Genomic DNA, 13,150 nt, shown 5'->3' on the forward strand with positions numbered 1-13,150 from the left:
CAACGTTACTCGGGAATGGCAAGCCTGCGGCAGCTCAACGCGAAAGCTAGATGTGTGCGCCTCGCTGGTTGAAAAGGCTGCGAGCAGATCGCTGCAACGGAACGAAATCCGCACCATCGGATTCATGATTAAGACACACCGCGAGCGAATTGAATGCGTCGTCACGCATTTCACTTGACCGCAGCCGCGCTGTGATTTGAAGATATCGAGCGGGGGTTGAATCATGTTGCTTCAGGCGAGTCAGGGTCAATTTGGTTCGGCGCATGTCGTCGTGCTCGGCAACGAGAAGGGCGGTTCCGGAAAATCCACCACCGCCCTGCATATTGCTGTTGCCCTGCTGAAGGCCGGGCAGCGCGTCGCCACCATCGACCTCGACTGCCGCCAGCAGAGTTTTACCCGCTACATCGCCAACCGGAGCGCGTGGGCCCGCCGCACCGGTCTCGATCTCGAAATCCCCGTGCACTACTGCATCAAGCTCGGCGAGACGATGCAGATCGCCGACAACGAAAACTCCGAGTTCCAGCAGTTCGCGGCGGCGGTCGGCTCGGTCGAGCGCGCGTTCGACTTCATCGTCATCGATACGCCCGGTTCGGACTCCTACCTGATGCGGCTGGCGCATTCGATGGCCGACACGCTGGTGACCCCGATCAACGACAGCTTCCTCGATTTCGACGTGCTCGGCACCGTCGATCCTGCAACCTACACGGTAACCGGCGAGAGCCACTATGCGGAGATGGTGCGCGACACCAGGCGCAAGCGCCGCCAGCTCGACGGCGCCACCACGGACTGGATCGTGGTGCGCAACCGCCTGTCGATGATCGGATCGCGCAACAAGCAGCTCGTCGCCGACAGCCTGAAGGACCTTTCGCTGCGGCTCGGCTTCCGTTCCATCGATGGATTCGCCGAGCGGGTGGTCTACCGCGAATTCTTCCCGCGCGGACTCACGGCCCTGGACAATATCGACGAGGCTACCCTCGGCACCCGGCCCAGCATGGGCCATGTCACGGCGCGCGAGGAAGTAACCAGCCTGCTGCGCCAGCTCAAGCTGCCGCTCGACGAGCGCGGCCGCCGCCGCGCCGCCAACCGCGCCGAATGGTTCACCCAGGTCGACAAGCCTCTCGAAGTCCACGACATCATCGGCGACATCATCAGCGCCTGATCTCCATCGGCAGCCGGCTCGGCCTATCGCGGCTGGATGACCGTCATCTTGAACGGACCACTGTGTGCGGCGGCATGCGCGACCGCCTCGTTGGCGCGGTCGAGACCGAACGCGGTGATCTCAAAATGATCGAGATTGACCAGGCCGGCGCGGATCAGGCCGGTCATCAGCACGGCCGCATGCGGTGGGTACATCCATTGCCCCTGCAGGGTGATGCAGTTTCGCATCATCCAGGCGTAGGGCAGATCGAGGCCGGCGCCGCCCGGCATGCCGACGCCGCCCATCAGCACCACCCGGCCGTGAGGCCGCACCGCCATGATGGCGGTTCGCACCTGCGCGGCGTTGGCTGCCGGCGGGAGAATGTCGAGCACGCAGTCGATCGGGCCGGGCGCCGCCTGCAGGATGCGGGCGCGATCGTCGGCCTCGTGGCCGCGCATCGGCACGGTCCGGACGCGCCCACCGAACTGCCGCGTCAGCTCAGCCAGCGCCTGCTCGTTCCGCCCGGTCGCGACCACGCATTGCGCGCCCATCCCCAATGCGACCGCGACGGCCGCGCTGCCGAAGCTGCCGGTGGCGCCGTTGACCAGCGCGATCTCTCCGGCTTGCAGTTGTGCGGCAAGGAAGCCGCCGAAGGGTACGAGCAGGGTGCCGAGCGCACACCAGCAGCCAGCATCCTTCTCATCGATGTCGCCGATCGGAACCGCGTTTTCGGTCGGCACGCGCATCTGCTCGGCCCAGGCGCCGTTGTGGAAATGGCGTTGCAGATGCAGCCCGCCTTCGCTGCCGGCGGTGAGGCCCTGCAGGGCGATGTCAGGCGATAGTGCGTTGTCGCGCGAGCGCACGGTCGGATCGCAATAGACCCAATCGCCAGGGCGAAGGCGGGTCGCGTCGGGGCCGATGGCCCGGACACGGCCGATCGCGCCGGGGCCGGGCACCATGGGTAGTTCCATCAGGTACTTCCGCTGCCCGCTAAGCGCTTCGTTGGCATAGGCCAGCACGCGGCTCGCCATGACATCGACGATGACCTCGCCGGTGCCGAGCAGCGGGTCGGGAAGGGTCTCGATCGCAAGCGGCGATGCGAACGCGTTCAGAACGGCAGCCTTCATGGGGCCTCCTCGTTTCGATGAAGCCGCATTCTCGCAGGCTTCATCGCCTCAACAAGACCTGGTATTATCCTAGGACTGAAGAACCCTTCCTCGGGGGCGCGGCGCGCATGGCAGAACCAGGCAAGAATTCAAGGCAAAGCGAACTCGGCGACTTCCTGCGCTCACGGCGGCAGAAGCTGACGCCGAAGGCGGTCGGTCTGGCCGGCGGCCGGCGGCGCCGCACGCCCGGCCTGCGGCGGGAGGAAGTGGCCGACCTCGCCGGCATCGGCGTCGACTGGTACATCCGTCTCGAGCAGAGACGATCCGTCAGCCCTTCGCAAGCGACAATCGATGCGCTGGCGCGCGCGCTGCGGCTGACCAGGGCCGAACACCGGCATCTGAGAGAGCTGACGCAAAATGCCGACCGGCGCGCCTTTGTCCGCGAGACCGTTCCGCCCGCCGTCCGCCGCACGGTCGAGCAACTCTATCTGCCGGCTTATGTCACCGGCCGGCGCTGGGACATCCTCGCGTGGAATGCGGCCGCCGACGAAATCTTTGCGTTCAGCCGGCTGGCGGAAGGCGACCGCAACAGCCTGCTCTCCGTACTGACCAATCCCGCGACGAGGCGGCTGTTCGGTGCTTCATGGGCGGATGAGGCGCAGCGCATGGTTGCCCAGTTCAGGGCGACGCATGACCTGTGGGCCGGCGATCCAGCCTTTCGCGACTTGCTGGCGCGCCTTCGCGAAGGCTGTCCGGAATTTATTGGCTGGTGGGAGGCCCATGACGTCAGCGGCGTCGCGGCAGGACGGAAATCCTTGACCCATCCCAAAAAGGGGCGGCTCAAACTGGAGTATGCGAGTTTCCAGGCCAATGACGACCCGGCCTTGAAGCTTGTCATCTACACGACGGTTTAAGAATCCCTCTGAGGACCCGCCGCTGGTATTGACGCACCGTGACGCATTGTGACGCACCGGGACGCAGCGAGTTCCCGGGAACCGGTCCTGCACTACGCCGTTTTCACTAGACTTTTATCGGATGTTCGAACCGAAGCTTGAAAGGAGACGTCGTAGTAAAAAAAGAGGTCGAATTTGTGGAACTGAGTGGGCTGCACAGTTGATGGGTGCATCGCACAATGATCAGGCGGTCAATACACAACATTTGGCCTTTATGTCACGCCATCGTGACATATATCATCAACAAGGGACCGAAAGAGTCTCAAACAGGGTTGAGCCCCTAGCGGGCGCGAGGACGAAGACAAATATGAAACGTGGAATTCTCGTTCTGCTTTCACTCTCCGTGCTGGTCGCTGTCGCGTATGTCACCGCGAACAAGTGGGCGATCCGGCACGAGACAATCGCGTTTCATGATCCCGTCCGCGACAATCGTCTGGTAGCGGTCAGTATCGCCGTTCGCCGCGACAAGGAAATGCAGGCCAATGCCGGCTTGATCAAGCTGCCGGTTGCGATCCTCAATCACGGCAACACCGTCAAGAACACCGAGTATTCATTCCTGTCGACGGTGTTCGCCTGGCGTGGCTATCTTGCGGTCAGCCCGCAGCACGATCTACCGACCGATCCGCCGATGGTGACCAAGATCGGTGAACCCTATGTAGGCCGTCTGCCGCAGATTCAGCGCGGCGTCGCCAACATCCATTTCGCTGTCCACGAAATGAAGAAAATCCAGCCCAATGCCGACTATGACAAGGTGACCATGGTCGGCCATTCGATGGGCGGCGACATCTCGATGTATTTCGCCAAGCAGTATCCCGACGAGATCAAAAAGGTCGTGACGCTGGACAATTTGCGCGTGCCGTTCCTGACCGACGGCAAGTTCAAGATCCTGTCGTTCCGCTCCCAGGACACGCATTTCAAGGCGGACCCCGGCGTCGTGCCCGACGACGAGCAGTGCGAGCAGGCCGGCATCACCGTCGTGAACACCGGCTTCCAGCATAACGATATGCGCGACACCGGCCCTGACGCAGCCAAATCCTCGATCCGGTCGATGCTCGACAGGTTCCTTGAGGAGTCCGACAAGAGTGATGTGTTGAAGCCCGTGCCGACCAAGGTACCGGACGTTCTGACCAGCAGCCCGGGACCGGTGCCGCTGTCCGTTCCGCTGGCCAGCAATCCCGCGCCGAAAAACAAGCCGGTCACGAACTAGGCGGCCCACCATCATCCTGCGTGCGCGGCTACTGCGTCACTGTCTCCTCGCATTGACCGGCGCGGATCGCCGTCCCACATAGAGCTTGCTGTTTATCCGCGAGCGCTCATGGCCGGCGAACCCACCAAACCCAAATCGGCAGGCGATGTTGCTTCGGCAAGAGCCGAGGCGCGCAAAGGCGGCCCGTTGCCGGAGACCAAGCCGTCGGCGTCGGAGGACATCGCAGCCTTCGTGGCGAAAGCGCGCGCGATGTCGCCGCATCGCCCGGACGCCAGGGGAAGGCTGGTGTTTGCGCTCGACGCCACCATGAGCCGGCAGCCGACCTGGGACATGGCCTGCGCGCTGCAGGCCGACATGTTTCGCGAGGCAGCCTCGCTCGGCAGCCTCGATATCAGGCTGGTCTATTACCGCGGCTTCAACGAATGCCGCGCCACGAGCTGGATCTCCGATTCCGCGCAACTGGCACGGCTGATGAGCAAGATCGGTTGCCAGGGCGGCAATACCCAGATCGGCAAGGTGCTGTCGGAAGCGCGCCGCGAGGCGGTGGCGTCCGGCGTGCGCGCCATGGTGTTTGTCGGCGACGCCATGGAGGAGTCCGTCGACGACCTCTGCGCCAAGGCTGGCGAGCTCGGCCTGCTCAAGGTGCCCGTGTTCATGTTCCAGGAAGGCCACGACCCGACCGCCGAGCAGGCGTTCCGGGAGATTGCGCGGCTCACCGGCGGCGCATGGTGCAGGTTCGACCCCGGCGCCGCGGCGCAGTTGCGCGAGCTGCTGCGCGCCGCCGCAGCCTACGCCGCCGGCGGGCGCGAAGCGCTGCTGCGGCTGTCGAAGACCACAAGCGGCGCGGCCGCACTGATCGGCCAGATGAAGTGATTACGACTTTGGTTGCCGGATCACCGGGGCGCGAGAAGGTGCCGAACGTCATGCTTTTCGGCGCCAGTGCCGCTATATTAGAGCCATGGCAACCCTGATTGCCGGCGTCGTCGCCGTTGTCCTTCTGTACTTGCTGCTGCAGATGTTTCGTGCAGCCAACCCGGTCGTGCTCGCGCGCGCGATCAAGATCGTGGGCGGCGTGGTGGCGCTGGCGGTCGCAGCTTTCACCGGGCTGCGCGGCGAGCTTGCGGTGGCAATTCCGCTCGGCATCTTCGGCGCCGGCCTGCTCGGCTGGTCGCCGTTCGGGCCGGGCGGATTCAGCAATATCGGCGGGATCTTCGGCGGCGGCGCGCAGCGTTCGTCGGGGCAGGCCTCGCGCGTCCGCTCGCAATTTCTTGACATGAGTCTCGATCACGACAGCGGCGAACTGTCGGGGCGGATCGTGGACGGGCCGAATGCCGGGCGTTCGCTCGGCGAGTTCGACCTGCCGCAATTGATCGCGATGATACCGGCCTTCGACGCCGAGAGCGTCGCCTTACTTGAAAGCTATCTTGACCGCCGGTTTCCCGCTTGGCGTCAGAACGCGCAGGGCGATGCGGCAGGGGGGCAGCGCCGCACGGCGGCGAGCGGAAAAATGACGGACGAGGAAGCCTATCAGATCCTTGGCCTGCAGCCGGGGGCGGGGCGTGACGACATCGGCCGGGCGCACCGAGCCCTGATGAAGAAACTGCATCCCGACCAGGGGGGCTCGACGTACCTCGCTGCCCGCGTAAACGAGGCCAAGGATACTCTTCTTCGCACGCATTTCAGCTAACTCCGGCTCACGCCACCGACGCTACAAACCGCGAGTTGCTTCCATGCCGTTCTCTGACTGACGCCCCATATCGCCCGCCGTTGTCCGGCGTGGTCGATCGTTCATTGCAGGGAAACCTAACCGGAAATTCTTGACGAGAAGTTTTCGCGGACCGCCTTGGGCGTGATCTCGCGAGAGCCGTCGCGACTGTGTTTGGAAAACAACAAAGCCGGCGCCTGCGGCGCCGGCCTTGCCAAATTCAAAGAGGCGTCCGGATCAGTTGCGAACGGTGATGCAGGAAATGTCGGCGCGCTTGAGGGTCTTGCATACCGCTTCGGCCTGATCGCGCTCGAGGCCGGCGAAGCGGGCCCGGTAGAGCGTGCGGTTGTCCTTGGCGACCACCGGCTCGGTGAACGGATCGGCCTTGCCGAGCAGCGCGCTGGCTTTGGCGCGGGCGAGATCGATCCGCTGCTTGGCCTCGCTTTCGCTTTCGAGCGCACCAACCTGAATGATCCAGCCGGTGCGGACCGCCGCCGGTGCGGCCGGCTTGGCGGCACTGTTCTGCTGGACGGCCGGCGGCTGGGCGTGGGGGGCCGGATCGGCATAGGCCAGCGCCTGCGCGTGCGGGGCTTGCGAGGGGATCTGTGTCAGGCTGGAAGCGGGCAACACGCCGAGCACGCCCTGTCCGGTACCGTGATTGGCCGGCTGCGGCGGCATCGCGACCCTGGCGGCTTCGGTCTTGGTCTCCGCGGCCTTTGCGACGACGGCACTGGAAGTCTCGGCGATTTCAGGGCGGGCCGGAATGGTGTTGGTGATCGGCGGCGCCGCGGGCTGCGAGGGGCCGGCTGAAGCGAGCTTCATCGGTCCAGCCTTGACCTGAACCGTCTTGACCTTGACCGGCTTCATCGGCTCAGCCGAGCCGGGGATCGCTGATATCGCCTGGGTCTGGATGACGCCGTTGGTCAATGGTGCGGGTTCGGGCCTGACTTGCTGCTCGAACTTGTTCGGTTCGACCTTGGTGGGCGGCGGAGGCAGGGCAGCGGCAGCCGCCGCCATCAGAGACGGCTTGGCCGGCGCGATCGAGCGGGTGGCCGGCATGGCGGCGGGCCCGGGTTCGGCGCCGCCGGACTGAGCCGTTTCGGCCGGACGTGCACCGGTCTCGGCTGCGGCGACATCGACGGTGCCGTCGGCGGGATTGCGTTCGGTGATTGCAACGACGGTACGCTTGGTCGCGCCCTTCTCGAGGTTTTCGGCCAGCAGGTTGCGCATGGTGGCATCGCGCGAACCGCCGCTGCGGCCGCCCAGCACCACGCCGATCAGGTGGCGGTTGCCGCGGCGCATCGAGCTTACGAGGTTGAAGCCTGACGCGCGGGTGTAGCCGGTCTTGATGCCATCGACGCCTTCGACATTGCCGAGCAGGCGATTGTGATTGCGGATCGACTGTCCCCGATAATTGAACACCGAGGTCGCGAAGTAGCGGTAGTAGCGCGGGAAGCGATCCTGGATGGCGCGGCCGAGGGTCGCCTGATCGCGGGCGGTGGTCAGTTGCTCGTCGTTGGGCAGGCCGGAGGCGTTGCGATAGGTGGTTTTGCTCATGCCGAGCGCGCGCGCCTTGCGTGTCATCAGCCTGGCGAATTCGGCTTCATCGCCGGCAATCGCCTCGGCGACCACAACGGCGGCGTCATTGGCGGAACGCGTCACAAGACCCTTGATGGCGTCCTCGACCTTGAGGGTCTGGCCCGGACGCAGGCCGAGCTTGGTCGGCGCCTGCTCGGAGGCGTGCTCGGAGACTTCCATCTCGGTGTCGAGCTTCATCTTGCCGGATTCCAGGCGCTCGAACAGCAGATAGAGCGTCATGATCTTGGTCAGCGACGCCGGGCGCCGGATACCGTCGGGATTGTTGGAGGCGAGCACCGCGCCCGAATTGCCGTCGACGATGATGGAGGAGAATTGCGGGCTGTAGCTTTCGCGCGCGACGTGATGGTGGCGGCGGTGCTTGTAGCGGCGGGCTTCGGCGCTCTCGCTCGAGATCAGTATTGCCGTGGTGAAGGTAAAGAGGCCGAGGGCGCACACTCGCAATGCGCGCGAGGAAGCCAAGGTTGTACGAAGCATTTACTTCCCCGTCCCAATTTCTGTCTTGATCACCGGCTCGTGAGGCAAAATTGTGCCCACCAGCCGGTGATGGTTCCCCGTTCGAAGCGCTGGTCCGGCCATGACACGAGGCTGGAGTGGCCGATCAGGTCGCTTTTCTAGCTAAGATGCTGTTCACAAACAGCTTTCGGGCTGTCTGTCGGAACGCGAACCAGTCCAGGAATCAGGTTAGGCGGAGCGAGTTTCCAAAAGATTAATTAACCGTTGCGTAAGACCCCGGGTTTTCCGTTAATTGGGCGCATTTGTGCGACGCACAAGATTTCTTGACTTTATTGTGCGGTGCACATATAGAGGCCTTGGTCAGGGGGCCGGGACCTCCCGGCAATCGGAACGCGCAGTCTGGGAAAGGACTCCATGATGGTCAAAATTGAAGACATTCAGAACTACGGCAAAGAGCATCTCGAATCGGTTGCCGCTTCCGCAACCAACCTGCAGAGCGGCGTTCAGGCGATCGCCACTGCTTACGGCGACTACGCCAAGAAATCGTTCGAAGACACCAAGTCGTTTGTCGAAAAGCTCTCCGGCGTGAAGTCGCTGGACAAGGCGCTCGAAGCCCAGACCGAATTTGCGCGTTCTTCCTACGAAACCTTTGTCGCGGAGTCGCAGAAGATTGCCGGCCTCTACACCGACCTCGCCAAGCAGGCCTACAAGCCCTACGAAGGCCTGGTCGCGAAGTTCACCCCGGCCGCGCACTAACGCGCAGTAATTCGCGGGTCCATACTTCGAAAAACAAAAGCCCGGCCGCTACGGCCGGGCTTTTTTCTTTCCGCCTCGATGAGGCGCTTATTTCGCGACGCGCAGCTTGGCCAGCGACTGTCCAATCGAATTGAACACCGTCAAAGTCTGGTCGGCCGACTTGATGTGATAGAACTTATCCGGACTGCTGGCGCATCCCTTGAGCACGGCAGACTCGGCATCCCCGCCGGTATTGACCTGGACGGTGTAGACCGTGATCTCGGCCGCCTTGGCGTTTTCGCACAGGATCTTTTGGCAGGCATCGATCTGCGACGCGTTCGAATACCAGCGGTTCCCCGGTATGCTCAACGGCGGCTAAACGGGCCGTCGCCGTCCTTTGTCAAATCCGGCAGAAACGATTAACCTTGCTCCGGATAGCCGAGCCGGAATCGGGCCGGTCGCGGGACGTGGCAGGGCAACATCAATGCGCTTGCGGCGATCCGGCGGCGGACCCATATTCCAGGTGCCGATCCGGCCAACGGGTCGGACCGGGAGCGGCGATCTGGAATACGCGTTACTGGGTACCAGGCGGTGGCTCACGCCAGAGCCGATCGCGTGTGGGCCAGGATGCGCTCTCCGGTCATCCCTTTTGGAATTTCGAACGCCTGAGCCATGTTGCAGCCAACCTTCAAAGCTTGTCCGTCCGTGCCGGCAAAGTCATCTTCTGCTCTCCGAATGAGCAATGACGAGAACCGCAACGCCGGAACCGGCGGACCGTCAACATCGGTCATCACCAAGGTCAAGCCGAAGACCAAGCGCCCGAACCTCTATCGCGTGCTTATTCTGAACGACGACTACACGCCGATGGAGTTCGTCGTTCATGTGCTGGAGAAGTTCTTCCAGAAGGACGCCGAAGCGGCCACCAAGATCATGCTCCATGTCCATCACCACGGGATAGGTGAGTGCGGCGTGTTCACCTACGAGATTGCCGAGACCAAGGTCACGCAGGTGATGGATTTTGCGCGCAAGCACCAGCACCCGCTGCAATGTGTGATGGAAAAAAAATAGTCGCGCGTGGCTCGCGATCCGGCCGGAAATAAGGAACGGGATTGCATCGATCGGTGTTGATGGACGCCGACCGTATTCCCGGCAGCTTTTTTCGGGGGAGAGGTCGCGTGCCGCCGCCGTGGTGCCGCGAATTTAGAGGAAAACCACGCTTGCGGAACCGGTCTTTCGCCATGATCGTGTGTAACTATATGACAGGGGATGACGAAGGTTGTTGTTGCCTCACCGGGTAATGGCGATCATGATGACCGGGGGCCATAGAGGACGCGAATGCCAACTTTTTCCCAAAGCCTTGAACAATCCCTGCATCGTGCATTGGCGATTGCAAACGAGCGCCATCATCAATATGCGACGCTCGAACATCTTCTGCTGTCGCTGATCGATGACTCGGATGCGGCTGCGGTGATGCGTGCCTGCAGCGTCGATCTCGACAAGCTGCGCACCAGCCTCGTCAATTATCTCGAGACCGAATTCGAAAATCTGGTGACTGACGGCGCCGACGACGCCAAGCCGACGGCCGGTTTCCAGCGCGTGATCCAGCGCGCGGTGATACACGTACAGTCCTCAGGGCGCGAGGAAGTCACCGGCGCCAACGTGCTGATCGCGATTTTCGCGGAGCGCGAAAGTCACGCCGCCTATTTCCTGCAGGAGCAGGACATGACGCGGTACGACGCGGTCAACTACATCAGCCATGGCATCGCCAAGCGGCCGGGCGTCTCCGAAGCGCGCCCGGTGCGCGGCGTCGACGAGGAGACCGAGACCAAGGGCAACGAGGACGCCAAGAAGAAGGGCGAAGCGCTCGAGACCTATTGCGTCAACCTGAACAAGAAGGCGCGGGACGGTAAGATCGATCCGGTGATCGGGCGCAATGCCGAGATCAACCGTGCCATCCAGGTGCTGTGCCGCCGGCAGAAGAACAATCCGCTGTTCGTGGGCGAGGCCGGCGTTGGCAAGACCGCGATTGCGGAAGGGCTGGCCAAGCGCATCGTCGATTCCGAAGTGCCGGAAGTGCTGGCCGCCGCCACCGTGTTCTCGCTCGACATGGGCACGCTGCTCGCCGGCACCCGCTACCGCGGCGATTTCGAGGAGCGGCTGAAGCAGGTTTTGAAGGAACTGGAAGCGCATCCGAACGCCATCCTGTTCATCGATGAAATTCACACCGTGATCGGCGCGGGCGCCACCTCCGGCGGTGCGATGGACGCGTCCAACCTGCTGAAGCCGGCGCTGGCTTCCGGCACGATCCGCTGCATGGGTTCGACGACCTACAAGGAATACCGTCAACATTTCGAGAAGGACCGCGCACTGGTGCGCCGGTTCCAGAAGATCGACGTCAACGAGCCGACGGTGGAAGACGCGATTGCGATCCTGAAGGGGTTGAAGCCCTATTTCGAGGACTATCACCGGCTGAAATACACCAATGAGGCGATCGAGGCGGCGGTGCAATTGTCGTCGCGCTACATCCACGACCGCAAGCTGCCGGACAAGGCGATCGACGTGATCGACGAGTCGGGCGCGGCGCAGATGCTGGTCGCCGAGAACCGGCGCAAGAAGACGATCGGCATCAAGGAAATCGAGACCACGATCGCGACCATGGCGCGGATTCCGCCCAAGAGCGTGTCAAAGAACGATGCCGAGGTGCTGAAGCATCTCGAGCAGACGCTGAAGCGCGTGGTGTTCGGCCAGGACAAGGCGATCGAGTCGCTATCCGCCTCGATCAAGCTGGCGCGCGCCGGCCTGCGCGAGCCGGAGAAGCCGATCGGTTCATACCTGTTCTCCGGGCCGACCGGCGTCGGCAAGACCGAAGTGGCAAAACAGCTCGCGGCCTCGCTCGGCGTCGAATTGTTGCGCTTCGACATGTCCGAATACATGGAGCGGCACACGGTGTCGCGCCTGATCGGCGCGCCTCCCGGCTATGTCGGCTTCGACCAGGGCGGCCTTCTGACCGACGGCGTGGACCAGCATCCGCATTGCGTGGTGCTGCTCGACGAAATCGAGAAGGCGCATCCGGATCTCTACAACGTGCTGCTGCAGATCATGGACCACGGCCGGCTCACCGACCACAACGGCAAGCAGGTCAATTTCCGCAACGTGATCCTGATAATGACCACCAACGCGGGCGCCGCCGACCTCGCGCGGCAGGCCTTCGGCTTCACGCGCAACAAGCGGGAAGGCGACGACCACGAGGCGATCAACCGGCAGTTCGCCCCGGAATTCCGTAACCGGCTGGACGCGATCGTCTCGTTCGCCCATCTCAACGCCGATGTCATCGGCATGGTGGTCGAGAAGTTCGTGCTGCAGCTCGAGGCGCAGCTCGCCGATCGCGATGTCACCATCGAGCTGTCCGAGCCCGCCAAGGCCTGGCTGATCGAGCACGGCTATGACGAGCAGATGGGCGCGCGGCCGATGGCGCGCGTGATCCAGGAGCACATCAAGAAGCCGTTGGCGGACGAGGTGCTGTTCGGCCAGCTCAAGGGCGGCGGCCATGTCCGTGTGGTGCTGGTCAAGGACGCCGAGGGCAAGGACAAGATCGGCTTCGAGTTCGTCGAGGGTCCGGTCACGCCGAAGCCCGAAAAGCTGCCGGGGGCGCGCAAGCGCAAGCCGAAGTCCGGCGGCCCCAACGGAGGCGGCGGCTCCAAGGGCCCGGCCTCGAAGGGCCCGCTGGTCAAGGTGTGATCGCGGTTCGACCGAGCGATGCGAGGAGAGAATGCAAAAAGGCCGGCGACAGCCGGCCTTTTTCTTTAGCGTCTTGTAGCTTCAGCGCTCGCTGAGCAACTCGTCGATCCGGCGCTGGAGCTGCCGCTTCTTGATCTCGCTTCTGCGCAGCCGCTCCTCGAGATCGGAGACCGGCTCGGCTGGGCTTTCCGCCCTGAATGCGACGCCGACAAAATTGTCGCGCCACCAGATGACCCTGGCGAGGAAGGAGCGGCCCTTGCGCGCGATGCGCAGCGAGAGCTGCTCTTTCGGCAACTGGACGTCATTGCTGAATTCGATGGTCGCACCGTTATCGGAGATATTGCGGACGATGCATTCGCGCGTCGCGCCGCATTCGCCGATCTCGGCGACGCCGCCATACATCACCTTGTCGCGCACGCTCTCGCGCCGGTCCTGCATTGAAAGTCTCCCAAAAAAGTGAGGAGACTTTTACCCCGCTTTGTTGCCCGTAAAAGTCCGGCCGCCGCAAAATGCGGC

Annotated in this window: 12 protein-coding genes; 8 read left to right on the plus strand and 4 right to left on the minus strand. The window is 63.3% G+C overall.

The genetic code is table 11. From position 1 onward, the window contains the following. Positions 1–223: 223 nt before the first annotated feature. The gene (locus LMTR3_RS21160) at positions 224–1,159 is read left to right on the plus strand and encodes a division plane positioning ATPase MipZ (protein ID WP_065746961.1); all 936 of its coding nucleotides are present in this window, start codon (positions 224–226) and stop codon (positions 1,157–1,159) included. A gap of 23 nt (positions 1,160–1,182) precedes the next feature. Here LMTR3_RS21160 and LMTR3_RS21165 read toward each other — a convergent pair whose 3' ends face one another. Further along, positions 1,183–2,265 (minus strand): zinc-binding dehydrogenase, encoded by a 1,083-nt coding sequence (locus LMTR3_RS21165; RefSeq protein ID WP_065746962.1) that lies wholly within the window; start codon positions 2,263–2,265, stop codon positions 1,183–1,185. A 107-nt stretch (positions 2,266–2,372) separates the two neighbouring features. Here LMTR3_RS21165 and LMTR3_RS21170 point away from each other — a divergent pair, with 107 nt between their 5' ends. The 4 genes from LMTR3_RS21170 (at position 2,373) to LMTR3_RS21185 (ending at position 6,091) form a co-directional block, all read left to right on the plus strand. Beyond that, positions 2,373–3,158 (plus strand): helix-turn-helix transcriptional regulator, encoded by a 786-nt coding sequence (locus LMTR3_RS21170; protein WP_065746963.1) that lies wholly within the window; start codon positions 2,373–2,375, stop codon positions 3,156–3,158. 346 nt (positions 3,159–3,504) lie between these two features. Next, positions 3,505–4,404: an alpha/beta fold hydrolase gene (locus LMTR3_RS21175; protein ID WP_065746964.1), complete on the plus strand. Its 900-nt coding sequence runs from the start codon at positions 3,505–3,507 to the stop codon at positions 4,402–4,404. Positions 4,405–4,512: 108 nt separating this feature from the next. Further along, on the plus strand, positions 4,513–5,277 hold the full coding sequence (locus tag LMTR3_RS21180; protein WP_065746965.1) for a vWA domain-containing protein: 765 nt from the start codon (positions 4,513–4,515) through the stop codon (positions 5,275–5,277). An 85-nt stretch (positions 5,278–5,362) separates the two neighbouring features. Beyond that, positions 5,363–6,091 (plus strand): DnaJ domain-containing protein, encoded by a 729-nt coding sequence (locus LMTR3_RS21185; protein WP_065746966.1) that lies wholly within the window; start codon positions 5,363–5,365, stop codon positions 6,089–6,091. Between the two features lie 255 nt (positions 6,092–6,346). Here LMTR3_RS21185 and LMTR3_RS21190 read toward each other — a convergent pair whose 3' ends face one another. Then, entirely contained in the window at positions 6,347–8,182 is a 1,836-nt protein-coding gene (locus tag LMTR3_RS21190; RefSeq protein WP_065746967.1) for a D-alanyl-D-alanine carboxypeptidase, read from the minus strand. A gap of 396 nt (positions 8,183–8,578) precedes the next feature. On the opposite strand from LMTR3_RS21190, the gene LMTR3_RS21195 reads away from it, so the two are divergent. Then, on the plus strand, positions 8,579–8,917 hold the full coding sequence (locus tag LMTR3_RS21195) for a phasin family protein (RefSeq protein WP_065747347.1): 339 nt from the start codon (positions 8,579–8,581) through the stop codon (positions 8,915–8,917). 87 nt (positions 8,918–9,004) lie between these two features. On the opposite strand, the gene LMTR3_RS21200 is transcribed toward LMTR3_RS21195, so the two are convergent. Then, a complete protein-coding gene (locus tag LMTR3_RS21200; RefSeq protein ID WP_065746968.1) occupies positions 9,005–9,265 on the minus strand; it encodes a hypothetical protein in 261 nt (86 codons plus the stop codon). A gap of 366 nt (positions 9,266–9,631) precedes the next feature. Here LMTR3_RS21200 and clpS point away from each other — a divergent pair, with 366 nt between their 5' ends. Next, positions 9,632–9,964, plus strand: coding sequence for an ATP-dependent Clp protease adapter ClpS (gene clpS / locus LMTR3_RS21205; RefSeq protein WP_028345585.1), 333 nt, complete (start codon positions 9,632–9,634; stop codon positions 9,962–9,964). Positions 9,965–10,231: 267 nt separating this feature from the next. Next, on the plus strand, positions 10,232–12,634 hold the full coding sequence (gene clpA / locus LMTR3_RS21210; RefSeq protein ID WP_065746969.1) for an ATP-dependent Clp protease ATP-binding subunit ClpA: 2,403 nt from the start codon (positions 10,232–10,234) through the stop codon (positions 12,632–12,634). An 81-nt stretch (positions 12,635–12,715) separates the two neighbouring features. On the opposite strand, the gene LMTR3_RS21215 is transcribed toward clpA, so the two are convergent. After that, entirely contained in the window at positions 12,716–13,072 is a 357-nt protein-coding gene (locus LMTR3_RS21215; protein WP_065746970.1) for a PilZ domain-containing protein, read from the minus strand. Between the last annotated feature and the right edge of the window lie 78 nt (positions 13,073–13,150).

Origin of the sequence: Bradyrhizobium sp. LMTR 3, assembly GCF_001693485.1 — a bacterium.
GTDB lineage: Bacteria > Pseudomonadota > Alphaproteobacteria > Rhizobiales > Xanthobacteraceae > Bradyrhizobium.